This is a genomic window from Marinococcus sp. LNHM5E3-2.1 (assembly GCF_056034365.1).
Genome location: NZ_JBQLIB010000004.1, coordinates 163,691 through 187,323 on the forward strand (window position 1 = coordinate 163,691; position 23,633 = coordinate 187,323).

Annotated in this window: 20 protein-coding genes and 1 riboswitch; of the genes, 16 read left to right on the forward strand and 4 right to left on the reverse strand. The window is 48.6% G+C overall.

The genetic code is table 11. The features are described 5' to 3' along the window. Positions 1-13: 13 nt before the first annotated feature. Positions 14-1,069: a toxic anion resistance protein gene (locus ACTRXH_RS07585; RefSeq protein WP_474262092.1), complete on the reverse strand. Its 1,056-nt coding sequence runs from the start codon at positions 1,067-1,069 to the stop codon at positions 14-16. A gap of 392 nt (positions 1,070-1,461) precedes the next feature. On the opposite strand from ACTRXH_RS07585, the gene ACTRXH_RS07590 reads away from it, so the two are divergent. The 5 genes from ACTRXH_RS07590 (at position 1,462) to kapB (ending at position 9,336) form a co-directional block, all read left to right on the forward strand. Then, positions 1,462-2,214 carry an NRDE family protein gene (locus ACTRXH_RS07590; protein ID WP_474281463.1) on the forward strand — a complete coding sequence of 251 codons (753 nt, stop codon included), beginning with the start codon at positions 1,462-1,464 and terminating at the stop codon, positions 2,212-2,214. Positions 2,215-2,405: 191 nt separating this feature from the next. Next, the gene (gene gltB, locus ACTRXH_RS07595; protein WP_474262090.1) at positions 2,406-7,013 is read left to right on the forward strand and encodes a glutamate synthase large subunit; all 4,608 of its coding nucleotides are present in this window, start codon (positions 2,406-2,408) and stop codon (positions 7,011-7,013) included. Positions 7,014-7,106: 93 nt separating this feature from the next. Beyond that, positions 7,107-8,591 (forward strand): glutamate synthase subunit beta, encoded by a 1,485-nt coding sequence (locus ACTRXH_RS07600; protein ID WP_474281465.1) that lies wholly within the window; start codon positions 7,107-7,109, stop codon positions 8,589-8,591. A 123-nt stretch (positions 8,592-8,714) separates the two neighbouring features. Continuing rightward, positions 8,715-8,939, forward strand: a complete 225-nt coding sequence (locus tag ACTRXH_RS07605) for a hypothetical protein (RefSeq protein ID WP_474281467.1) — start codon at positions 8,715-8,717, stop codon at positions 8,937-8,939. Between the two features lie 19 nt (positions 8,940-8,958). Beyond that, positions 8,959-9,336 carry a sporulation phosphorelay system protein KapB gene (kapB, locus tag ACTRXH_RS07610; RefSeq protein WP_474281469.1) on the forward strand — a complete coding sequence of 126 codons (378 nt, stop codon included), beginning with the start codon at positions 8,959-8,961 and terminating at the stop codon, positions 9,334-9,336. 39 nt (positions 9,337-9,375) lie between these two features. Here kapB and ACTRXH_RS07615 read toward each other — a convergent pair whose 3' ends face one another. Next, positions 9,376-11,085, reverse strand: coding sequence for a PucR family transcriptional regulator (locus ACTRXH_RS07615; RefSeq protein ID WP_474281471.1), 1,710 nt, complete (start codon positions 11,083-11,085; stop codon positions 9,376-9,378). A gap of 203 nt (positions 11,086-11,288) precedes the next feature. Between ACTRXH_RS07615 and ACTRXH_RS07620 the strand changes: the two genes are divergently transcribed. The 7 genes from ACTRXH_RS07620 to ACTRXH_RS07650 all read left to right on the forward strand — a co-directional run bounded on the left by ACTRXH_RS07620 (position 11,289) and on the right by ACTRXH_RS07650 (position 19,961). Beyond that, positions 11,289-12,494 (forward strand): cystathionine gamma-synthase family protein, encoded by a 1,206-nt coding sequence (locus ACTRXH_RS07620; RefSeq protein WP_474281473.1) that lies wholly within the window; start codon positions 11,289-11,291, stop codon positions 12,492-12,494. Positions 12,495-12,509: 15 nt separating this feature from the next. Beyond that, the gene (locus ACTRXH_RS07625; RefSeq protein WP_474281475.1) at positions 12,510-13,724 is read left to right on the forward strand and encodes a M20 metallopeptidase family protein; all 1,215 of its coding nucleotides are present in this window, start codon (positions 12,510-12,512) and stop codon (positions 13,722-13,724) included. A 16-nt stretch (positions 13,725-13,740) separates the two neighbouring features. Beyond that, entirely contained in the window at positions 13,741-14,781 is a 1,041-nt protein-coding gene (locus tag ACTRXH_RS07630) for a homoserine dehydrogenase (RefSeq protein ID WP_474278910.1), read from the forward strand. Between the two features lie 12 nt (positions 14,782-14,793). Beyond that, complete coding sequence (locus tag ACTRXH_RS07635) at positions 14,794-16,233, forward strand: aldehyde dehydrogenase family protein (protein WP_474262082.1); 1,440 nt, start codon at positions 14,794-14,796, stop codon at positions 16,231-16,233. A 35-nt stretch (positions 16,234-16,268) separates the two neighbouring features. Next, on the forward strand, positions 16,269-17,492 hold the full coding sequence (locus ACTRXH_RS07640) for a M24 family metallopeptidase (RefSeq protein WP_474262081.1): 1,224 nt from the start codon (positions 16,269-16,271) through the stop codon (positions 17,490-17,492). A 132-nt stretch (positions 17,493-17,624) separates the two neighbouring features. Continuing rightward, positions 17,625-18,998, forward strand: coding sequence for a hypothetical protein (locus ACTRXH_RS07645; RefSeq protein ID WP_474281477.1), 1,374 nt, complete (start codon positions 17,625-17,627; stop codon positions 18,996-18,998). A gap of 21 nt (positions 18,999-19,019) precedes the next feature. After that, a complete protein-coding gene (locus ACTRXH_RS07650; protein ID WP_474281479.1) occupies positions 19,020-19,961 on the forward strand; it encodes a DMT family transporter in 942 nt (313 codons plus the stop codon). Here ACTRXH_RS07650 and yidD read toward each other — a convergent pair. Both yidD and dapA read right to left on the reverse strand, forming a co-directional pair. Continuing rightward, positions 19,945-20,187, reverse strand: coding sequence for a membrane protein insertion efficiency factor YidD (gene yidD / locus ACTRXH_RS07655; RefSeq protein ID WP_322525080.1), 243 nt, complete (start codon positions 20,185-20,187; stop codon positions 19,945-19,947). The genes ACTRXH_RS07650 and yidD overlap by 17 nt on opposite strands. Positions 20,188-20,292: 105 nt before the next feature. Continuing rightward, positions 20,293-21,180: a 4-hydroxy-tetrahydrodipicolinate synthase gene (gene dapA, locus ACTRXH_RS07660; protein WP_298785836.1), complete on the reverse strand. Its 888-nt coding sequence runs from the start codon at positions 21,178-21,180 to the stop codon at positions 20,293-20,295. A gap of 149 nt (positions 21,181-21,329) precedes the next feature. Then, positions 21,330-21,509, reverse strand: a riboswitch (Lysine riboswitch). 280 nt (positions 21,510-21,789) lie between these two features. Here dapA and ACTRXH_RS07665 point away from each other — a divergent pair. From ACTRXH_RS07665 to ACTRXH_RS07680, 4 genes are all read left to right on the forward strand, one after another. Then, a complete protein-coding gene (locus ACTRXH_RS07665) occupies positions 21,790-22,056 on the forward strand; it encodes a hypothetical protein (protein ID WP_322525078.1) in 267 nt (88 codons plus the stop codon). A 58-nt stretch (positions 22,057-22,114) separates the two neighbouring features. After that, on the forward strand, positions 22,115-22,504 hold the full coding sequence (locus ACTRXH_RS07670; RefSeq protein WP_022792199.1) for a type II toxin-antitoxin system PemK/MazF family toxin: 390 nt from the start codon (positions 22,115-22,117) through the stop codon (positions 22,502-22,504). Between the two features lie 293 nt (positions 22,505-22,797). Further along, the gene (locus tag ACTRXH_RS07675) at positions 22,798-23,490 is read left to right on the forward strand and encodes a hypothetical protein (RefSeq protein ID WP_474281481.1); all 693 of its coding nucleotides are present in this window, start codon (positions 22,798-22,800) and stop codon (positions 23,488-23,490) included. Then, positions 23,453-23,633 (forward strand): hypothetical protein (locus ACTRXH_RS07680; protein WP_474281483.1); only part of this gene is annotated, 181 nt, incomplete at its 3' end. The genes ACTRXH_RS07675 and ACTRXH_RS07680, both read left to right, overlap by 38 nt.

Sequence of the window (23,633 nt, forward strand, 5' to 3'; positions counted from 1 at the left end):
ACGTTGATATCTATCAGTTTAACAATTTGTGCTTCATCTGGTTGTTTAATTCGTCCATTTCAGAAATGAACTGTTTACTGGAGGCGACAATACGTTCATTGGACTGCTCTGTCATCTGGATGGCTTCGTACACGTCCTGATAAGCCTGCTGGAACGTTTCAAGGGCGATCGCCGGCTCTTCGAGTGTCTTCAGGGTATCGGCCGTGTTTTCCTTAAGCATGCGTGCATTGTTGGTGAGCATACTTTCGGTAGATTCGTTAACGCTCTGCACCGCATTGATTACTTTCCGCTGGTTGCCAAGAGCAAGCTGGATGGAAGCGGTGACGGTAACGATATTTTTCGTCATGGTAATGGCGTTAAAAATCGCTTCTTCAAGCTTTCCATTGTTATCGACAATTAGGTCGATCGAAGCAATCGACTGCTGCAGCACCATAACCGCCTGTGTCATATTTTTCACCCGGGATATTACTTTTTGCTGCCCTTTTTGAATAGCGGCCGGGTTATCGCGCCACTGTTCTTCAAGCATTTCTTCCTCGAGCATGGCGTTCAGCTGTTTCCCGGTTTCAATCTGCATCTCAAGTTCCTCAATGCGCTTAATGGCAGTTTCCCGTAATTCTTCAAGCATGACGTTGTCTTCCTGCAGCTTGTCCCGGCCGGCAAGGAGACCGTGAATAATATTGTCCACCTGGGATTCCACTGTTTCGTATTTTTTCGCATACTGTTCGACCGGATCGCGGCGTAAAATTTTATTCATTGTTTTCTGCAGGCGGCCTTCTTTTAAATATTCCGGTTCAAGTTCGCCGACCACCGTTTTTAATTCATGAAGCTTATCGGGAAGCTCATTGTCCTTTTGATCCATCATTTCCCGGACTGGACGCTTTAATGCTTCAAGGGAGTCGCCGGCTTTACGCTGCTCCGCTTCTCCGAGGCCGCCGAGAGTACTTACGAGCTGGTCTGTATCTTTTTCATTTTTAAAACGTTCAATGAATTTTTCAGCTTCTTCCTTGCTTTTCCCTTCGTTATTGGAGGGAGTTAAATCTTCTTGATTTGTATTGGGTTCGTCAGTCATACGGATTCCTCCTCATGGTTAATTCGGCGGGGCCTTTACTTATATATCGTATGATCATTAACAATAGTTTATAAAAAGGAAGTATAATACTTACAGTTTAGCATTAGAGCGGGCAATAGTAAAAAAATGTCCATTAGAAAAGAAATCCCCGGGTGAACAGAATAAATCATTTTACTTTGCAATTTTGAAAATTTTTTGTAACATATTATAGAAGCAGTATATAATACAGGCGCCAGAAGCCAGAAGGCTTTTTTCAGGTAGAATTGCCAGGTACAGCAAATACTATTCAATAGAAAAAGCATTTGCTCCATTTATAAAACGAAAGCGGATAAACGACGAATCAGATCCAGCGTGCGGCAACCATCCGCAGGAAGAAGAAAGGAACGAATGGCATGTGTTTAATTGCTTTTGCGTATCAGATGCATCCATGGTTCCCACTTGTCGTGGTTTCCAACCGGGATGAATTTTTAGAACGGCCGACTGAACGCCTTCATAAATGGGAAGGCGAAGGCATCGTGGCGGGAAAAGATTTGCAGCAGGGCGGCACATGGATGGGAGGCAGTCTTTCCGGACGGTTCGCAGCTGTGACAAATATCCGCAGGCCGGGCATGGAAAACGGTGAAAAATCACGCGGGCATCTGCCGCTGCGATTTTTGCGGAACGAATCGGGGCAGGCGCTTGAAGCAGTGAAAAAAGACCGCAACGAGTACAGAGGCTTCAATATGATCGCGGGCTCAGATAAGGAATTGTTTTATTTACATAATCACAAAGAAGGGCCGCATGCAGAGCGCCTTTCACCAGGTGTGCACGCGCTCAGCAATGCCTCTCTGAACACACCCTGGCCGAAGGTCGAAAAAGCAAAAAAGCACGTGGAAATGCTGCTTGCTTCTTCAGGGAATACGCTCGACCCTGACCCTTTTTTTAAAGCAATGCAAAATGCAGAGCCGGCCAACGACCAGGACCTTCCTGATACAGGGATAGACAAACAGCTTGAGAAACAGCTTTCATCGATGTTTATTGATCTCCCGGAATACAAAACGAGATGTCAGACCATGTTTATTGTGCGAAAAGACGGAAAAATTACAATGCTCGAGCGGATGACAGACGCCCGGACCGGTACAGGCCATTATGAATGGCATGTATAAAGGTGAATATTTATTCTTTAAATCGTATGAATATAAAGAAGCGCTAAAAGAATAAAATCGTGCAGTCCTGCTTATAAGCGTTTACATGACTAGTGAAACTCAAATCTTAATTTGTCGAATGTTTAGAAAAATGATATAATATGCAAACCAATTTAAATTTGGACACCATGGAGAGAGGTGGAGAGGGGTATATGTTATTGCCTAGAAAAAATTATAAAGAAGGCTTGTATGACTCCCAGTTTGAGAAGGATAACTGTGGGATCGGCTTTCTTGCGGATATTAAAGGGAAAAAATCACACGACATTGTTGAAAAAGGATTGCAAATTTTAAGAAACCTGGACCACCGCGGCGGTCAGGGAGATGAAGTAAATACCGGGGACGGCGCGGGAATGCTTCTGCAGATTCCGCACCGTTTCTTTAAAAATAAAGAAAATGAGCTCGGTTTTTCGCTGCCGGAGGAAGGCGATTACGGGGTTGGGATGCTGTTTCTGCCTGTAGATAACACCAGGCGTGCCCAGTGCGAACAGGCCATTGAAAAAATGGTTGAAGAAGAGGGGCTGCCGCTGCTCGGCTGGCGCGAAGTGCCTTCTGACGATTCGATGCTCGGAAACGCGGCACTCTCGGCTATGCCTGCCATCCGCCAGCTGTTTATTAAGCGCCCGGAAAATGTAAAAACGAGAGAAGATTTTGAGCGAAAATTGTATATTGTCAGAAAACGGTCTGAGCATGAGCACGGGGTTAAGCTTCATGACCAGGACAGCTTCTATTTTGCAAGTCTGTCCTCACGGACCATTGTGTATAAAGGGATGCTTACGACAGAGCAGCTGAACCAGTTTTATAAAGATTTAAATGACCGGCAGTTTGAAACGGCGCTCGCGCTTGTGCATTCCCGTTTCTCCACGAATACATTCCCAAGCTGGGAGCGGGCGCACCCGAACCGTTATCTCATCCATAACGGGGAGATCAACACGATTAAAGGGAATGTTAACTGGATGCATGCCAGGGAGCCGAAGTTTGAATCAGAACTGTTTGGCAGCGACATGGAGAAGGTTCATCCGGTTGTGGATGCTGAAGGCAGTGACTCATCGATGTTTGATAACGCGTTTGAATTTTTGACGCTGTCCGGACATAAAATGCCTCATGCTGCCATGATGATGATTCCTGAGCCATGGCAGAACAACCCGCTTATGAATGAAAAGAGACGTGCGTTTTATCAGTACCACAGCTGCTTAATGGAGCCGTGGGACGGGCCTACAGCCATCGCATACACGGACGGAAGCCAGATCGGTGCCTGTCTCGACAGAAATGGCCTGCGTCCGGCCCGTTATTACGTTACTAAAGACGACCAGATTGTTATGTCTTCAGAGGTGGGAGTGCTTGATATTGCTCCCGAAGACGTCTTATATAAAGAGCGTCTGCATCCCGGCCATATGCTGCTTGTGGATCTTGAAGAAGGGCGTATCGTTCCTGACGGAGAGATTAAGGACAAAATTGCCGGCGAGCATCCATACCAGGAATGGACAGACGAATACCTGACGGATTTAGAGGATATGCTGGAAAGTCAGGACGTTTACAACACTAATTTCGAAAAATTGGAGCAGCGTCAGCTTGCTTTCGGCTACACATATGAGGAATTGGAAAAAGTGGTCAAGCCGCTTGCCACAGGTTCAGGAGATCCGGTCAGCTCGATGGGCTACGACTCTCCGCTTGCAGTGCTTTCCAAAAAGCCGCAGCTGTTATACAACTACTTCAAACAGCTGTTTGCACAGGTGACAAACCCGCCGATAGACGCTATCCGCGAGGAAATAGTTACTGCTGTCGGCACGACTATCGGAAAGCAGGGCAACCTGCTCGATCCAAAGCCATCGCACGCCCAGCAGTTGTATTTAAAAAAGCCAATTGTCAACAACGAAGATTTAGCCAAGCTCCGCTCCAATAAACTGGAAGGATTTGCAGCTTCTACGCTTTCCATCGTCTTTGAAGCAGCAAAGGGAGCCAATGAAATGGAACGTGCTCTTGAACGTATATTTGAGCAGGCGGACCAGGTTATTGAGGAAGGCTCGACTATTCTTATTTTAAGCGATCGTGACGTGAACGGGACTTACGCTCCGATCCCGGCGCTGCTTGCGGTCGGCGGGCTGCATCACCATCTCATCCGTACGGGCCGCCGTACAGATGTCAGTCTGGTGCTTGAAAGTGCCGAGCCGCGGGAAGTACACCATCTCGCGGTGCTGCTCGGCTACGGCGCAGAAGTAATCAATCCGTACCTTGTCTTTGATTCGGTTGACGACATGATCAAAGAAGGATTGATGGAAGGTTCGTATGTGGAAGCGGTAAGCACGTATATTAAAGGTGCTACAAAGGGTATCATGAAGGTCCTCTCAAAAATAGGCATTTCCACGGTGCAGAGCTACCGGGGCGCCCAGGTTTTTGAGGCTGTCGGTATTAATGACGAAGTAATCAACCGCTATTTTACATGGACGTCCTCAAGAATCGGTGGTGTAAGCACAGAAATTATTGCAGAAGACGTTCTTGAACGCCACTTCCGGGCCTACAATGACCGCGAAGGACTGGATATGACGCTTGACCCTGGGGACGATCTGCAGTGGAGACGGTACGGTGAACCTCATCAATACAATCCACATACGATCCATATGCTGCAGCACGCCGCGAAAACTAACGATTTCACGCTGTTTAAAAAGTATTCAGACGCTATTGATAAACAGGAACAGGAGCAGACAACGCTCCGCGGCCTGCTTGAATTTAATAAAGGAGTCCGCGAGCCGATCAGCATCGACGAAGTGGAGCCGGCAGAAAATATCTTTAAACGCTTCAAAACTGGAGCAATGTCATTCGGCTCTATTTCCGAGGAGGCTCATGAGGCACTTGCCATCGCCATGAACCGCATCGGCGGTAAATCAAATACGGGCGAAGGCGGGGAAAATCCAGAGCGGTTTACGCCGGATGAAAACGGTGACCTGCGCCGGAGTGCGATCAAGCAGGTAGCTTCGGGACGTTTTGGTGTTACAAGTCACTACCTGGTCAACGCCGACGAAATACAAATTAAAATTGCCCAGGGGGCAAAGCCTGGCGAAGGCGGACAGCTTCCCGGCAAAAAAGTATATCCGTGGATTGCGGAGGTGCGGGGTACGACGGCAGGTGTTGGCCTGATTTCGCCGCCGCCGCACCATGATATCTATTCGATTGAAGATTTGGCAGAGCTGATCCATGATTTGAAAAATGCGAATCCGAACGCCCGGGTCAGTGTGAAGCTCGTTTCAGGAACCGGTGTCGGTACGATTGCCGCCGGCGTCGCGAAAGGCCGGGCTGACCATGTAGTCATCAGCGGTTACGATGGCGGCACGGGCGCCGCTGCCCGTACAAGCATTAAGCATGCCGGCCTGCCATGGGAAATTGGGCTCGCTGAGACGCATCAGACGCTTGTCATGAACAATTTGCGGAACCGGATTTCTGTGGAAACAGACGGCAAGCTGATGACAGGCCGCGATGTAGCGGTGGCGGCTCTTCTCGGTGCGGAAGAATATGCATTTTCCACGGCACCGCTCGTGGTACTTGGCTGTGTCATTATGCGTGTGTGTCATCTCGATACATGCCCGGTAGGTGTGGCTACACAAAATCCTGAACTGCGTAAAAAGTTCATGGGCAAACCGGATAACGTCGTAAACTTCATGACCTTTGTGGCCGAAGAGCTTCGTGAAATTATGGCAGAACTCGGCTTCCGCAGCATTGATGATATGGTTGGCCATACCGAAGTGCTGAAGCAGGTAGACTCGGTAAACAATAAAAAAGCACAGACGGTGAATCTGTCGAATCTGCTTCACCGTCCGAAAGCGAAAAATCAATCCAAGCACGTGGCCCATATTAAGCAGGACCATGAGTTGAATATCTCTCTTGACGAAACGTTGTTAAAGCATGCGGCAAAGGATGCCCTTGAATCACAGACACCGGTGTTTGGAGAGTTTGATATCCAAAATACCAACCGTGTGGCCGGGACGATGCTCGGAAGCGAAATTACGCAGAAGTACGGTGCCGAAGGTCTGCCTGAGGACACTATCAGATTTACTTTCTACGGTTCGGCCGGCCAGAGCTTTGGGGCGTTTATTCCTAAAGGCATGACGATGAGCCTGATTGGCGATGCCAACGACTATATCGGCAAAGGACTGTCAGGCGGAAAATTGATTGTCACGCCGCCGGATACTTCTACATTTGATGCGGAAGACAATATTATTATTGGAAACACGACCTTTTACGGAGCCACTTCCGGGGAGGCTTACATCCGCGGAGTAGCCGGTGAGCGTTTCTGTGTCAGAAACAGCGGGGCAAAAGTCGTAGTCGAAGGCGTTGGGGACCATGGCTGTGAATATATGACCGGCGGTGTTGTCGTCAATCTCGGTGTTACCGGTAAAAACTTTGCAGCAGGGATGTCTGGCGGCGTAGCGTACGTGTATGACCCTGACCATACGCTTGAAAGTAAATACAACAGCGAAATGGTAGGTCTTGAAGTGATCGAATCTGCCAGAGACGAGCAGGAGATCCAGCAGATGATTGAAGCGCACGGAAAACAGACGGGCAGCGAAGCAGCAGAGCGTATCCTGGCTGCCTGGGAGACCGAACGCAAACATTTCGTGAAGGTTATTCCGTACGACTACCAGGCAATGCTGCAGTCGATCCAGGAAAGAATAGACAACGGCTTGAGCGAAGCGGATGCTGTGCTTGAAGCTTTTCAGGAAGCAACGACGGAAGAAGACAAAGATAAAGAAAAAGTCACTGGAAATTAACAGTCCGGGAAGGCTTTCACAGCCTTCCTGGCTTTTCGAATAAAGGCGTTGAATGAACAGCATACAACGATTTCTAAAGTGGGAGTGAGGGAAATGGGGAAACCAACAGGTTTTCTGGAATATAAAAGAGAAGCTCCAAGTAAATTGGACCCGCTCGAACGGGTGAAAAACTGGCAGGAGTTCCAGATCATGATGCCGGAAGATAAGCTTCAGGAACAGGGCGCCCGCTGTATGGACTGTGCGATCCCGTTCTGCCAGGCTGGTACTTCCATGGTCGGTTCCGATGAAATTGGCTGTCCCGTATACAATTTGATTCCGGAATGGAATGATCTTGTCTATCGCGGAAAATGGCAGGAAGCATTGACACGTCTCCATAAAACGAACAATTTCCCGGAATTCACCGGGAGAGTGTGCCCGGCTCCGTGCGAAGGCTCGTGCACCGTAGCCATCAACGATGACCCGGTAACCATCAAATCCATTGAATACCACATTGTGGAAAAAGGATTTAAGGAAGGCTGGATTACAGCCGAGCCGCCAAAAACAAGAACTGGCAAAAAAGTAGCGGTAATCGGTTCCGGACCGGCAGGACTTGCAGCTGCCCAGCAGCTGAACCGGGCCGGCCATACGGTGACGGTATTCGAAAAAGACGACCGCATCGGCGGACTGCTTGCCTATGGAATTCCGGAAGTAAAGCTTGAAAATGAAACCATTACAAGAAGAACAGATATTATGGAAGAAGAGGGGATCGAGTTCCGGACGAGTGTCGATGTAGGAAAAGATATTACCTCCGAACAGCTCGATGAAGAATACGATTCAGTTATTCTCTGTACAGGCGCGCAGAATCATCGCGATGTTCCGGCAGAAGGACGCGGTTTGAAAGGAATTCACTATGCGATGGACTTTCTGCGTGGCAATACAAAATCCCTATTGGATTCGAACCTTGAAGACGGCAGATATATCAGTGCAAAGGATAAGCATGTGATCGTCATCGGCGGCGGGGACACCGGGGTGGACTGTATTACGACCTCACTCCGTCACAACTGCGCTTCTCTGACCCAGTTTGATATCAATAAAGAAAAAGATAATGAACGTCCGGAAGACAACCCGTGGCCGCTGTATCCACTTGTTTATAAGCAGGAAGACGGGCATAAAGAAGCAGCTGCTCTACAGGGCGAGGACCCGCGTGCCTATAAAGTAATGACAAAGAAATTTGTCGGAAACGAAAAAGGGCAGGTAAAGGAAATTCATACGGTGGAAGTGGAAACGGTCTTTGAAGACGGCAAAAAAGTCCGTCACGAAGTGCCTGGAACCGAGCGTGTATGGAAAGCCGATCTCGTACTGCTCGCCGTTGGCTTTACAGGACCCGAGCAGGAGCTGCTTGAGCAGATGGAAATCGAACGTACAGAAAGAAGTACAGTGAACGCTGAATACGGAAGCTATGTTACAAATCATGAAAAAGTATTTGCAGCAGGCGACAACCGCCGCGGTCAAAGCCTTGTAGTTTGGGCTATCCATGAAGGACGTGAAGCGGCCCGCGAATGCGACCGTTTCCTGATGGGAACGACTAACCTGCAGTAGAATGAAAAAGTCCGGAGGGTCCGGGCTTTTTCAAGAAAAGATTATTAAATTTCACGTACTGTAATGAATTTTTATTAATAATCTGATACAATAGATTAAAACTTTGTTGGAGTAGGAGTCACATTGAAAAAAGTTGCAAAAGGGATTTTAACAGCAGTAATTATTTATGCAGTCATTATCGTACTTATTCTAGCAACGGCGTTATTGTTTGTAATGGTTTCATTTTCCGGGGAGATGGCCCAGGTGCTTTTTGGATGGAACGAATACAATGAATGGACAAACACGCATCTGGTCCCCTGGGCAGAAAAGCTGTGGGAATGGTTTGTCGCTATAACGCCGGGAGGCTGACAGGAAAGGTGGAAAAAAGATGGAACAATATCGATTTCCTTATAAATCAGGAGTTTACGTTGGAATCCCTGTAAAAGAAAATCCCGAACAGTGGCTGATGGAAGTACAAGTGGTGCTCGAACACCCGCGGCAGGGAGACCTGCACCAGCCGAAGAAGACAAATGTGCCGATTTTCCATGAACGCCGGGCACTAGCGGAAAAAGAAAAAATCTGGGTGCAGAAAAAAGCGGTGAAGCCGCTTGAAACAGTACCGGACATGACGTATAAAGAGTCTCTTCGACAGGCGTTTGATGCTTACGAGCGGGAGCTCGAAAGCAAAGAGGACGAATTTTCCCAGAAATCGCTGAAAACGCTCCATGCGGTAAAAGCTGATTATGAACGGCAAAAACTACTATAACTCTGCCCGCGGGCAGAGTTATTTTTGTATTTATCCTTTTTATACATGAGGAGTGCGCTCATCGGTAACAAACAGGGCTCCGGCTGTATGGAGCCGAATAGACAGTTCAATTAAAAACAGGTCATCGGAATTATTCAAATCACAGCTCGTAAGGGATTCGATTTTTTTCAAACGGTATAGCAGGGACTGACGGTGGAGATTTAATTCCCGGGAGGTCTGACTGACATTGCCCTTGCATTCATTGTAGGTGCGGACCGTTTTCATTAAATCAATGCCCCGTTCGACGGAATAATGATGGAGGGGGGCAACTGTAGCTTCAGCGATCTGGCGGATTTCTTCATTTTTAGACAGAGACATCAGAGCCCGGTCAAAACGCGTGTCTTCATACGTATGAATGTAGCCGAATCCCCGCTGCCTGCGTCCGGCATCAAGAGCAGAGGAAGCCTCCGAAAAGCTTGTAACAAATTCCCAGGGTGCAGCTGTCTTGCTTACCCCCCAGGAAATGATGAGGTGGGGGATTTTTTGTTCGAGGCGGTACTGCACCGTTTCTGCAAAATAATATACCGTGTCATACATCATGGTTGGGTGCATTTCCAGATACACAATCAGCTCGGATTTTTGGAACGTGCTCATCACGCGTGCTTTTAAATAACGGCTCGCGTGGGAAACTTCTTCCTCAAACATATAGCCAATCTGTTCAAGCCAGTGATCATAGGAAAGCGGCGGGGATTCTGCGTGAAACACCCGTTCGACATTTTCAGGTTTGGCCACAAAGCAGATATAAGGGAGCTCAAGGTTATAGCCTAATGATTTACCCCGCGAAAGCGCCTGGTCCCGGGATTCGTAATTATCCTTTGCCAGGCTCCAGACAAAATCATCCTTCAGGCGCATCTCGGTTTCAAGCGCTGTCTGGTCATGCAAAAAGCAGAGAGCGGAAGTGGTGACCGAATGTTCAAGCAGAAGCAGGGTGTATTCTTCAAATACATCGTGCTTTTCTTTGTGGGTAGGCCACTGGAGGATCATATAACCCTGAATATCCTGGGTCGTCTGCACGGTTAGGCGCAGCAGGGTGCCGGTATCTGTATCCATCCATTCCATGTTGGCCGGCAGGCTTTTTTCGGGATCTGACTGCTGGAAAGGGGGGAAAAGTGGATTCCCTCCCTGGCTTAAATACTGGTTCCACCATTCGGCGAGGCCCGACGAACGGTTCGTCTGCGTCTTCAGGCGTCCGCGCTTATCGACTACAAGCATTGGTATATGCAGCTGTTCGTATACGTAAGAGGCAATTGCCTCCATGCCTTTGCCTTCAAGTATGATTTCGAGAAGGTCTGTGCGGATTTTATTTGAAACGTCGATGGAGCGGAGAGAGCTTTTATGAAGGGCTTCGGAAATCGCTTCTGTAATGTCCGAAAAACGGATCTCCCACGGAATTTCCACGAGCGGAAACGCTTTTGACTCACAAAAGTCGATCACGTTGTCAGGAATGGAGGAGATGTAGTGGCCTACAGACAAAATCAAACCGCTCGCTCCTGCTTCCATCAGCTCTTCAATAAACTCAAGCAGTTCCTTCTCGTTTTGACATCCGATCCCGGAACTTAAAATTAATTCCCGTGGCCGGACGAAATCTTCCACAGGTGTTTCTATAACCGATGCCCAGTAAACGGTAATAGAGCTTGAATCGGCATTCGATGTGAGTGGAAGGGCCGTGTTCATAATTGGAAGCTGTAATACTTGTTGCATAGAAATCATCGCCAGACACCCCTTTACAATACCAAAACGTAAATTCATCTTCTGATTATTATTTTACCATATTTGCATGGAAGATAATGTGTCATGCACATTGTGCAAAAGAAAGTGCGAAACTTCATACAATTGTGTGAATGGAATTTAAACAGATAATCTATACACTGAAGGTAGAGAAAAAATAGTAACAGGGAAGGTTGTGTTCAATCATGACAAACACACACATTAATCGTTCAACAAAAGCAGTATGGGCAGGAGAAAAAGAATACCGGGCATTTGGAGCGACTCAGGTTCCGGTAGTCCACAGTGTTGCCTATACGTACGACGATCTGGACCATTGGTATGACGTAGCAACAGGAAAGAAAGAAGGGCATATCTATGGTCGGAATACGAACCCTACCCTGCAATCGTTCGAAGAAAAAATCAGAATTTTGGAAGATGCTGAGGCGGCTACGAGCTTTTCGACCGGCATGGCTGCGATCAGTAACTCTCTGGCTACATTCCTCCGTCCGGGCGACCGGGTAGTATCCATGAAGGATACGTACGGTGGTACTAACAAAATCTTTACCGAATTTCTGCCGCACATGGATATTGATGTGTCGCTCTGTGAAACGGGCAACCATGAAGAGATTGAGGCAGAAGTCCGTAAAGGCTGCGATATTTTATACCTTGAAACACCAACCAATCCAACGGTGAAAATTACTGATATCGAACGAATGACCAGGGTGGCAAAGGAAGTGGGAGCGCTTGTGTTTGTCGATAACACATTTGCAACCCCAATCAACCAGAACCCGATCGAATTTGGTGTGGATCTTGTTATTCACAGCGCAACAAAGTTTCTGGGCGGGCACGCGGATGCCCTCGGCGGGGCAGTTTGCGGCCGTAAGGATCTGGTCGAAAAGATCTTCCATTACCGCGAAATCAACGGAGCGACGATGGATCCAATGGCTGCCTACCTGATGATCCGGGGCATGAAGACGCTTCATCTCCGGGTGCGCCAGCAGTGCGAATCCGCTATGAGGATCGCTGAACATCTGCAAAATCATGAGCAGGTGGACCAGGTATTCTATCCGGGGCTCAAAACTCATCCGGGTCATGATATTGCAGAGAAACAAATGAAACAGTTCGGCGGCATGTTCAGCTTCTCGTTAAAAGGCGGAATGGATGCTGTGCGCCAGTTCCTGCCAAAACTCGAGTACGCCAACCGTGCAGCAAATCTGGGGTCGGTGGAAACGACGGTAGGACCGGCAAGAACGACGAGCCACGTAGAGAATACACCGGAAGAACGCGCAGCTCTCGGTATTCCGGAAAGCCTCGTGCGCTACTCGGTCGGAATTGAAGACACAGATGATCTTATTAACGATTTGGAACAGGCACTGGCTTCGCTGCCAAAAGCCGAAAGCGTGCAAAAATAAAGGGCGGTTGGAGCGATGACTATAGTGACCAAAACGATTAAAGAAGAAGCAGAAGCGATCCGGGAGCAGCTGGTGGAGTGGAGGCGCGGCCTGCACCGCCGTCCCGAGCTGAGCTTTGAAGAGCATGAAACAGCATCATTTATTAAAGCGACGCTTGCCGGACTTCAGGATTTAAGAATTTACAGCGGCAGAGAAGAAACGGGTCTCGATACGGCCGTAATTGCAGAGCTTAGGGCCGGGGACGGCCCTCTCGTCATTTTGCGTGCAGATATTGACGCCCTCCCGATCCAGGAAGAGAACGACTGTGATTATGCTTCCACGTATGAAGGGAAAATGCATGCATGCGGGCACGACGCCCATACCGCCATGCTGCTCGGTGCCTGCTTTGTGCTTCATAAGCAGCGGGAGCTTTTAAACGGAACCATCCGCTTCATTTTTCAGCCGGCAGAAGAAGATACAGATGAATACGGCAGCACCGGCAGTCCGTATCTGATCAGTCGCGGTTGGCTAGAAGGGGCCCGGGCAGCCTTTGCCCTTCATATGGACCCTGAGTTCACGCCTGGTCACGTAAGGCTGCAGGAAGGCCCGAGCATGGCAGGCATCGATACGTTTGAAGGGGTCATTCGTGCAAGCGGAGGCCACGGGGCTTATCCGCATCTTGCCACTGACCCGGTGTGGATCAGCACGTTTGTGATGCAGGCGATGCAGGGAATCGTTTCACGGCGGACGTCTCCGCTTGAGCCGGCAGTAGTGAGTATCGGCGAATTAAAGGCAGGAGCTTCGACGAACGTTATACCGGACGAAGTCCGTATCCGGGGCACAATGCGCAGCTATTCGGAGGCCACCCGCAAGCGGCTGCGTGAGGAGCTGCAGCAGGCCTTCCGCATAGCCGAGACGATGAATGCCTCCCAGGAGGTAACGATCGCTGAAGGAGAGCCGGCGCTCGTCAACAGTCCCGAAGCGGTAAAGGCCTACCGGGCCGTACTCGAAGAACTATACCCGGAAACGGTTATTCACGAAGAATCCTACGGCATGGGCGGAGAAGATTTCAGTTACATGGCCCGCGAGGTGCCGTCCTGCATGATGTTTCTCGGCGCAGGCTATCCTGATCGCGCAGACAGCGGGCTGCACATGCCCCAGTTTGATATTGAAGAAACCATTTTACCAATTGGAGCTTCCCTGCTTGCAGGAGCAGCTGTACACTATATGACAAAGCACAAGACAGACTAGACTGGGAGGAAAAAATATGCCGCATAAATTAGACTTTATAGGGTTTGGCGGAGTGGGCCGGGGCCTTGCAGAAATACTATTGGAACGGGGAAGCTGGCTGAAGGAAACGTTTGGTTCCGACTTTGTGGTAGTTTCTGTTTCCGATTTGTACAAAGGCTCCCTTCACCACCCGGACGGCCTTGACATGCAGAAGGTGCTCGACTGCCTGAAAAAAGACGGCACGGTCGAAAACTACCCTGATACCGAAGGGCTCGTTCGCGGGTGGGACAGCATCGAAACGATTACCCAGTCGAACGCTGATACCGTGATCGAAATTACGTTCACCAATGTGGAGACCGGCCAGCCGGCGATTGACCACTGCAAAACGGCGTTCAAGGCCGGCAAAAATGCTGTTCTTACGAATAAAGGCCCCGTAGCCCTTGCCTACAAAGAGCTTCAGGCACTGGCGGAAGAGAACGGGGTACGGTTTTTATTCGAGGGAACGGTCATGAGCGGAACACCGGCAATCCGGATGCCGCTTACAAGCCTTTCCGGAAACCGGATTACTTCCATTAAAGGAATCATGAACGGAACGACCAATTACATGCTCACCCAGATGGAGCAGGGCATGGAATACAGCGAAGCTTTAAAAGAGGCACAATCCCGCGGATACGCGGAAGCAGATCCCACGAGCGATGTTGAAGGCTATGATGTATTGTATAAAGTAGTCATTCTAGCCAACGTCGTTATGGGAGCAGATTTGAAAAAAGAGGATGTGGAACGCCAAGGAATTACATCTCTTTCTGCAGAAGATATGCAGCAGGCAAAAAATGAAAATAAGCATTGGAAGCTGATCGGGCGCGTTGAAAACGTCAACGGCACAATCAAGGGGTCTGTAAAACCAGAGCTGCTCTCTGAGGATGACGCCCTCGCTAACGTCGGAGGTGCGGTAAACGCGGTCACTTATGAATGCGACCTGAGCGGTCCGATTACGCTGATGGGCGCCGGGGCCGGCGTGCCGGAAACAGGATTTGCATTGTTGATCGATTTGATTAACATGGACCGAAATACTATATAAAGGCGGGATAATATGACAACAAAAATCACAGAGCAAAAGATGCTGCTCGGCGGAGAATGGGTCGGCCGGGAACAAACGCTGGACGTCGTCAATCCCGAGGATCAGTCCGTTATCAGCACAGTGCCGATGGCAAGCAGTGACGATGCGCGCGAAGCTGTGCGGATTGCTGTGGAAGGAAAGGAAATCGCCGAAGCGCTGAGCGTCCGGGAACGTATGGATATATTAAATAAAGTAGCGGATTATGTGCTTGATCATGCAGAGGAGTTTGCGGAAATCATTGCTCTTGAAGGAAGCAAAACGATAGCGGAAGCTTCAGGTGAGGCACGAAGGACCGCTGAGACGATACGTCTTGGAGCGGAAGAGGCACGCCGTCTTTCCGGGGAATCGATTAATTTCGACCAGATGGAAGGCAATACGAACCGGATGGGATACTATTATCACTTCCCGGTAGGCGTTGTAGCAGCTATCACGCCGTTTAACGATCCATTGAATCTGGTGGCCCACAAGGTAGCACCGGCGATTGCCGCCGGGAATGCTGTAATTGTGAAGCCGGCAACAGAAACACCGCTCAGTGCGTTAAAGCTGGCCGAAGCGTTTATTGCCGCCGGTCTGCCGAAAAAAGTACTCACAGTAATTACAGGAAGAGGCCGTGACATCGGCGACATTCTGGTTGAAGCAGAAGACGTTCAGATGATCAGCTTTACCGGTGGCTATGAAACAGGAAAAAGCATTGCCCATAAAGCAGGACTGAAAAAGCTGTCCATGGAGCTGGGCTCGAATTCCCCGTTTATTATCTGGAAGGACGCAGACATTGAAAAGGCGGCCCAGTCAGGCGTGGACGGAGCGTTTGGAGCCGCCGGCCAGAACTGCCTGAGTGTCCAGCGGGTGTATGCTCACGAAGAAATTTACGAAGCGTTTGAAGCATCGTTTGTGGATAAAGCCAAACAGGTGCGTGCAGGCAGAAAGATGGATAAGGATTCGGATATCGGCCCGGTAATCAATGAAAAAGAAGCTAAACGGATTGAAAGCTGGATTGAAGAAGCAGTGGAGGCAGGAGCCAAAGTGCTTGCCGGCGGCAAACGGCACGGCGCCTTTATCGAGCCGACTGTTCTGTCGAACGTGCCGGAGGATATAACGATTGTAAAAGAAGAAGTGTTCGGCCCGGTAGTAATACTTGCTTCTGTGGCAACGTTTGATGAAGCAGTCACACGCTCGAACAGTGTGCCTTTCGGTCTGCAGGCCGGTATTTATACGAATGATATCAATTTAGCGCTGAAGGCTGTACGCAAGCTTCACGTCGGCGGTGTCATGGTAAACGACAGCAGCGATTTCCGGATCGATGCCATGCCATTTGGCGGCGTTAAGCATTCAGGCATCGGCCGCGAAGGCGTAGCATTTGCCATTGAAGAAATGTCGGAAAAACGGCTCGTATGCTTTACCATTGATGAATAATTAAATGTAAACGGGATAAAAGGGGGGATCAGCTCATGTTATTTGAAAAAGATGAGTACCTGACGAGAATGAACCAGACGAAAATGAAAATGATGGAATACGGTATTGAAGTGCTATTGGTCTCCAATCCATCGAACATGTACTATTTAACAGGATATAACGCATGGTCGTTTTATGTGCATCAAATGGTGATTGTGATGATTGACGAAGATCAGCCATTATGGATCGGGCGGGAAATGGATGCCCACAGCGCTACCGTCACTACATGGCTTGACGAAGACCATATCATTCCGTATCCTGATGAATTTGTGCAGTCGACGATCAAGCACCCTATGGATTTCGCAGCGAACATCCTGACCGAGATCGGCCAGGGCAACCGTAAAATTGGACTGGAGATGGATGCATTTTATTTTACCGCCATGTGCTATGAACGAATCCAGGCTGGTCTCCCAAATGCCGAATTCCGTAATTTCAGCACGCTTGTCAACTGGGTCCGGCTGGTAAAATCAGAAGCGGAAATTGAGTGCATGTACCGCGCTGGACGTATACTCGAAAATGCCATGCAGGCTGGTTTTGATACGGTAGATGTCGGCGTTCGTGAAAATGAAGTAGCTGCGGCTATCACCAATGCCCAGATTCTTGGAACAAAGGAATTCGGTGGAGATTATACGTCGATTGTGCCGATGATTCCCGCGAACGAAAATACAGCTACCCCGCATTTGACATGGACGGACCGGAAATATAACTACGGGGACTTTTTAACGATTGAAATTGCCGGGGCGTATATGCGCTATCATACTCCAATGGCACGGACGATGGCGATCGGCCAGGCTCCTGAAAAAATGTATGATCTCTCAGAAACGGTCGTTGAAGGCATCGAAACTACGATGGATTCAATTAAGCCGGGGATGACGGCAGAAGAAGTGGAAAGCGTGTGGAGCCGGACGATCGCAAGACGCGGGTATTTTAAGGAATCCCGCCTCGGCTACTCCATCGGGCTCAGCTATCCGCCGGACTGGGGCGAGCATACGGTCAGCTTCCGGAAGGGTGATCACACTATTTTGCAGCCGAACATGACGTTTCACCTGATGCCTGGCATCTGGCTTGATGACCACGGGGTAGAGATTACAGAATCGATCCGCATTACGGAAAATGGCTGTGAACTGCTCAGTCACGTGCCGCGGGATATGTATGTAAAAGAACCCGGGGTACTCGGTGACGGTTTTGCGGAAAACCGATTGAACGCCCACTATAGATAAGAAACAGGCAGCGGACTTCCAAAAAAGGAGTCCGCTTTTTTATGAATGATATGCGGGTGTTGGCTATTTTTTCCGGATAGTGGTAGCATAAAGGTGTTTGCAATGAAGATTTGACTAAAACGGGGAATGATCATGAACCGGCAGGCCTACATAAAACCAACACTGGGAGCTGCAGCTTTTGCAGCTGTATTTTGCTATTTTTTAGAAGTGCTTTTAAACGTTCCGTTTGTCGAATACGGATACAGTTTTATTGCCGGGGTGCTGCTAGTGGCATCCCTGCCTGTGATGCCGCCCCTGAACCGGCGTGTGGTTTACGTGCTGATTGCTGTCGGCATTGCTTTGTTCTGGACGTACGGTGTTTCCTGGCAGACGGTGTGGACAAGCTTCGGGGAAAACCTGCCGCTGCTTGCCCTCTTTTTAACGGTGCCGCTGATTGGGACGTACATGTCGGAAGCGGGGCATCTGCATGCTTTTCAACAATATCTCGAACAACAGAACAAAAAAAGAGGAGTGCCGCCGCACCGGCTTGGCTACGGCGTGACAGCAAGCATTGGTGCCATTCTGAACCTCGGCTCCATGCCGCTTGTGTACGGCATTGCTAAAGAAAGCTTTCCATCTTTTGAGAAAAAAAGAATGGCATTAACGGTACTCAGGGGATTTGGCTCGTGTATGCTCTGGTCGCCGTATTTTGTAAATATGGCCCTGATTTTAAGCATCTATGATTTGAGCTGGGGAGAAGTCGGACCCTACGGGATCGTGATGGCTGCTGTGTTGACAGCTCTGGTCGTTGTATTTTTCCGCTCGTCAGCATTCGCCGATGATGCCTGGACGGTTCCAGAGAAAGAAAAAGAAGTCAATCCGCCGGTGTCTTCGATGCGCACATTTTTACTATTTTTAGGCATTCTGCTTGCTGCTTCTTTTTTGCTTGAAGCACTGCTGCCATACAGCATGCTGACAATTGTTTCGGTGCTCGCCCTTTTGTATCCGTGGGTGTGGGCCCTGGCGCGAAAACAGGCTGTCTCGTTTGCACAGTCAACGTGGAAACACGTAAGCGGTTCGTTTGAACGCCTGTACAACGAAATTGGTATTTTTGTGACGGCTGGATTTTTCAGTGTGGCGCTTCGAAGCAGCGATGCCGGAAGATGGCTTTCTGAAGCCATCAGCTTTTTGTCCCAGGGCTATATGATTCTGCTGATTGCCTGGGTGGTCGCTATCGTAATGGGGCTCTCTGCGGTAGGTATTCACCCCGTAATAATTGTCACTGGTCTCGGCGGGGCTCTTTCGCCGGAAATCTTTGGGGTTGGGGCTCCGTTTATGGCCGTGCTGCTGCTCATGTCGTGGATGCTCGGCGTTCAGGTGTCTCCGTTTACAGGAGCGATACTTATGACATCTCATTTAATGGGGGAGACTACCATTCAGGTAATCAGGAAAAATACAGCATTTATTCTAAGCGCTGCCGTCGTGTTGAGCCTTGTATTATTTGTACTGGGAGAGACGGTAATGTAAAAATGAAGGAGAGAATGCAGCATGCGTCCACTCGAAGCTGGAAAATTATACGGGTCCGTCATGCTTGTTATGCTGATGTGGGGACTTAATGTCGTGGCGCTGAAGGTGCTGGTGGCTGAAATAAATCCGGTTTATATGCAGGCGGCCCGCATTTTGCTCGCCGGCCTGTCTGTCGCCTTGTTTGTTTTTCTGCGCAAAGAGCATGAGCGGGTGCCGAGGGCTGCTTTTATGTATATTCTGTTGGCTGCAGTGTTTGGCATGACCGGTCACCATACGTTTTTAGCTATAGGGCTGAGTGAAACAACTGCTGTAAAAAGCTCGCTCATACTGGCTCTTCTTCCTATTACAACAGCTCTTTTGTCCATGTTGTTTTTGGGAGATGCCTTTACGAAGCTTCGCTGGCTCGGGGTGTTTGCCGGGTTTGCCGGGGCAGTACTTATTAATCTCACCGGAGAAGGCGGGGAGGCTGTTCAGGGAGCAGCGAGGGGAGATGCGTTTATTTTTGCAGCAATGACTGCCCAGGCCGTGAGCTTTTTATTCATTAAAAAAGCGTCTGAACTGGTGGCACCGAGAGTATTAACGATCTACACGCTGATACTCGGCTCTGTTGGTTTGTTCGCAGTCAGTTTTGTGCTGTCCCCGTCCGGGTGGGAGTCGTATATTACAGCTCCTGGCTGGGTGTGGCTCGTGTTTTTACTTTCCGGAGTATTTGCTACCGGCCTCGGCCAGATTTTATATAACGCGTCGATTTCGAAAATCGGCCCGGGGAAAACTGCCATATTTAATAACTTTGTGCCTTTTTTCGGCCTGTTAAGCTCGGCGCTTATCCTCGGAGAAAACGTATCACCGGCTCAGCTTGGAGGATTCATATTCATTGTGGCCGGAGTGCTGCTTGGCACCGGGTGGGTGGACCAGCTGCTGTTAAAAAAACGAAAACAGGCGCCTGCTAAGTATGATGCTTAGCGGACGCCTGCTTTTTTTTCGGAACTTCATCAAAACCCCCGGGGTGAAATGGATGGCATTTGACAATGCGCCGAACTGTCAAAAAGGCCCCTTTCCAGAATCCGAAGCGCTCAAAGGCAGTAATGCTGTACTGCGAACAGGTGGGATAAAAACGGCAGGAGGGGGGCGTGAACCGGGAAATATAACGTTGATACAGCCGGATCAGCGCCACTATCAATTTTTTCATACATACGCACTCCTATAGTCTTTTTTGCACTTAAAGCGTAGCATAAATAAAAGCAGAACTAAAAAACCCCGCCTGAACCGGCGGGGTTAAAACCTTACTTCTGTATTAACCGACATAAAAGGAGGCTGCTGGTTCAACAACCTGGCGAAGAAGTGCTTCTTCTTCCGCGTTTAAACGTACCATTGGAAGACGGACATCGCCGGAAATGATACCGCGCATCTCAAGAGCTGCTTTTACCGGAGTCGGACTAGGCGCTGCGAACATGGATTTCATCAGCGGCAGCAGATCGCGGTGCCGGGAAGCGGCATAGACCGGCTGTCCGTTAAAGAAGCTCTGGATCATGTCCTGCATGCTCTCTCCGGCCACGTGGGCAGAAACAGAAACGACGCCGGTAGCTCCAACAGACAGCAGTGGCAGCGTCAGACTGTCATCGCCGCTGTATAAGGTAAAGTCCTGCGGTGCATGCTGCAGAATATAGGCCGCAGCTTCGAGATCACCGCTCGCTTCTTTGATGGAGCAGATGTTTCTGACATGGGAAAGCCGTACAATAGTTTCCGGTGTCATACCGGCCGCGCTTCGCCCTGGAATGTTATAAAGCATAACCGGAGTGTTAATTCCTTCAGCAATTGTACGGAAATGCTGGTACATGCCTTCCTGGGAAGGCTTGTTATAATACGGAGTTACAAGCATGACGGCATCAATGCCGGTTTTTTCAGCTTCAAGGGACAAAGCGAGTGAAGCTCTTGTATCGTTGGAGCCTGTGCCTGCAATAACCGGCACCCGGCCGTTTACAGTCTGGACAGTATGACGGAACAACGAGATTTTTTCCTCGTGGGAGAGCGTTGGGGATTCGCCGGTCGTACCTGCCACCACAATGCTTTCTGTTCCTGTGCTGATCAAATGATTAATCAGTCTGGTTAATGCTGTGTAATCTATATCTCCGTGTTCATCAAATGGAGTCACCATTGCTGTACTCAATCTGCCAAAATTCATGTTTACTCACCCTCTTAAAAGTATAGTCTTGCCTAAAAAGAGAGGGCTTGCGGTTTCACGTCTTCGTCTCCGTCCGGACACGAAAAAAGCAACCATGGAAAGAGCCCATCGTTGCAGGAACGCTTCAGCTGTTAAGCAGAACCGCACGTGCGTGAGATAGCCCTCCATACAGAAAATCTGTATGACAGTCCCGCATTTATTCAATACGAGACCAGCGTTGAACGATTGAGTCGTCCGCAGCTTCGGCAAAAACCCCTTTCCGCTTTAATCACCAGAGCTCATTCTCTTCCTAAAGCGTACTAATAGTTTTCGCAGCCTCTAACCTCACTTCTCAAATAAAGAAGCAGGATATGAAATTAATTAACTACACCATAGCAGATAACGCCCCGAAAGACAATAGTACGGCAGAAAATCAATTATCTTTTCTGTATTGCCTGATTTTAGCGTGAGTAAACATAATTAAATATTGTCTGTTTATCCCTTCTCCGCAACTGTTTTAGCGGATTCCGCCCGCGGCGGGCAAAAAATTTTTAAAAACACGTTTCATTTTAGTGAATCTTTCTTATATAATGAGAGAGGGAAAACAGAACATTAGGGGGCCAATTACGTATGTCGCAGCTTCAGCAGATCGCTCTAGAACTTCCAAAAGAACTCTATACGGAAATCGAACATCTGTCCCAGTCAGAAAAGGATTCTTTTTTTCATCAGGTATTAAAAGATCAAATTGAAAAACAAAAATCCACAGACATGCAGGAACAATTGAAGAACGGATATGCAGAAATGGCTGCACTAAATGCTGAAATATGCGCTGAATTTGAATATGCCGAAACAGAATCTACACAGACGACAGAACGACGGCTGCATGAACAAGACTAGCTGTTCATCCTGTCCGGCAGCATGAGCGCGCAACCGGAAAAGGAGGTGAATGGGTGGTTTGAGTGATTCGAAACAAAACAATCAGCATCATAAAAAAGTAGTTAAACGGGGGGACGTATTTTTTGCGGATCTGTCTCCGGTAGTTGGATCAGAGCAGGGAGGCGTCCGCCCCGTACTTATCATTCAAAATAATATTGGTAACCGCTTCAGTCCTACGGTGATTGTAGCTGCTATTACGGCACAGATTAAAAAGGCAAAAATGCCGACACACGTAGAAATTGATGCAGCCAAGCATCGATTTGACCGTGACAGCGTTATCCTGCTCGAGCAGCTTCGTACTATTGATAAGCAGCGGTTAACTGATAAAATTACCCATCTCGATGATGAAACCATGGAGCAGGTACGTAAAGGTCTGGAAATAAGCCTTGGCCTGCATGAGTTCAATTAATCCATCATACATAACGACTGCGGGCCCCCGCCTGCATTTCGATACGTAAAACCTTTCCAGTCCGGAAAGGTTTTTTTGCTGCAAAAAAAAGAAGTGAATGCCTTTGTAATGTGATATATCCTTCTGTGAGTCCAATAAAAGCACTCAGTAGCGTAAAGGTTTAAATTCATACGAAAAACTTTTAAATGCTCTATTTTATTTTAAGTTGTGATGTGATACACTGCTCTAGGAAATAAAGAGAGGGTTGGGTAAACCAGCCTATAAGAGAGAGGATAAGGAAGGGAGGCTTTCATATGCTAAAAGCAATGAAGCAAAAATGGATGGACAAGCGCGATCAGCTTGCCCGGCAAACAGAAGAACGGATTCAGGATTACAATACGGATCTGCAGGTACAGATGAGGCAGAGACGTGAAAATGATGATTGGACTGATGAACTTCTCAATAAAGATATTGAAAAATATTTGTATACGATCCATCCGTCATTTCTTTTAAACGACCGTGTGAACCGGGCGCTTTACAACCGGCTTCTTGCCCGTGCGCAGGGGAAGTATTCGCTGACACTCTCTGTCACAAGTGAAATGAAGCTTGCGCTCGACTTTTACAACACGGATCTTGCTGTATTTCTTCGTTTGATTGAGAAGAAAGGCTTTCAGCTTCAGGGAAATGAGGAACGTTTTCTGCTGACGCTTATGAACCGCCTCAGTGAAAACAATTACCGCATGTATAAAGAACGTTACAGCGAATTGGATACTCACAACGCCTCCTTATCAGATGCGGTCAGTTCGTACCTGCAGCAGGTTCCGCGTGCTTATCAGCTGGAAACCGGGCGACTCGATTTCTTTTACAAGTTTCTGATCAGTGAGGGCCTTCTTCCGGCAGGGACAACGAAGAAAAAGCTGAAGAAAGTAATTAAAGCCTCCAATAAAAAGAGAGCGGGAGACCATCAGCTTGAGCGGATGGAGCGCCGGCTTGACCGGATTGGTTAATAGACGAACAAAACGCTGCAGAACTGCAGCGTTTTTTCAGGCTGTCGAGAAAGTCTCCTTTCTCGACAGTTTTTTTGTAGGCAAGCGCCCCGAAGGGTCGTATACTAAAAAGAAAAGGGGCGATATCGCCATGCTTGGCAAAG

Excerpts from the sequence above, each read along its gene's own strand:
- ACTRXH_RS07585 (WP_474262092.1), bottom strand. The coding sequence starts at position 1,069 with ATGACTGACGAACCCAATACAAATCAAGAAGATTTAACTCCCTCCAAT.
- ACTRXH_RS07590 (WP_474281463.1), top strand. The coding sequence starts at position 1,462 with ATGTGTTTAATTGCTTTTGCGTATCAGATGCATCCATGGTTCCCACTT.
- gltB (WP_474262090.1), top strand. The coding sequence starts at position 2,406 with ATGTTATTGCCTAGAAAAAATTATAAAGAAGGCTTGTATGACTCCCAG.
- ACTRXH_RS07600 (WP_474281465.1), top strand. The coding sequence starts at position 7,107 with ATGGGGAAACCAACAGGTTTTCTGGAATATAAAAGAGAAGCTCCAAGT.
- kapB (WP_474281469.1), top strand. The coding sequence starts at position 8,959 with ATGGAACAATATCGATTTCCTTATAAATCAGGAGTTTACGTTGGAATC.
- ACTRXH_RS07615 (WP_474281471.1), bottom strand. The coding sequence starts at position 11,085 with ATGATTTCTATGCAACAAGTATTACAGCTTCCAATTATGAACACGGCC.
- ACTRXH_RS07620 (WP_474281473.1), top strand. The coding sequence starts at position 11,289 with ATGACAAACACACACATTAATCGTTCAACAAAAGCAGTATGGGCAGGA.
- ACTRXH_RS07625 (WP_474281475.1), top strand. The coding sequence starts at position 12,510 with ATGACTATAGTGACCAAAACGATTAAAGAAGAAGCAGAAGCGATCCGG.
- ACTRXH_RS07630 (WP_474278910.1), top strand. The coding sequence starts at position 13,741 with ATGCCGCATAAATTAGACTTTATAGGGTTTGGCGGAGTGGGCCGGGGC.
- ACTRXH_RS07635 (WP_474262082.1), top strand. The coding sequence starts at position 14,794 with ATGACAACAAAAATCACAGAGCAAAAGATGCTGCTCGGCGGAGAATGG.
- ACTRXH_RS07640 (WP_474262081.1), top strand. The coding sequence starts at position 16,269 with ATGTTATTTGAAAAAGATGAGTACCTGACGAGAATGAACCAGACGAAA.
- ACTRXH_RS07645 (WP_474281477.1), top strand. The coding sequence starts at position 17,625 with ATGAACCGGCAGGCCTACATAAAACCAACACTGGGAGCTGCAGCTTTT.
- ACTRXH_RS07650 (WP_474281479.1), top strand. The coding sequence starts at position 19,020 with ATGCGTCCACTCGAAGCTGGAAAATTATACGGGTCCGTCATGCTTGTT.
- yidD (WP_322525080.1), bottom strand. The coding sequence starts at position 20,187 with ATGAAAAAATTGATAGTGGCGCTGATCCGGCTGTATCAACGTTATATT.
- dapA (WP_298785836.1), bottom strand. The coding sequence starts at position 21,180 with ATGAATTTTGGCAGATTGAGTACAGCAATGGTGACTCCATTTGATGAA.
- ACTRXH_RS07665 (WP_322525078.1), top strand. The coding sequence starts at position 21,790 with ATGTCGCAGCTTCAGCAGATCGCTCTAGAACTTCCAAAAGAACTCTAT.
- ACTRXH_RS07675 (WP_474281481.1), top strand. The coding sequence starts at position 22,798 with ATGCTAAAAGCAATGAAGCAAAAATGGATGGACAAGCGCGATCAGCTT.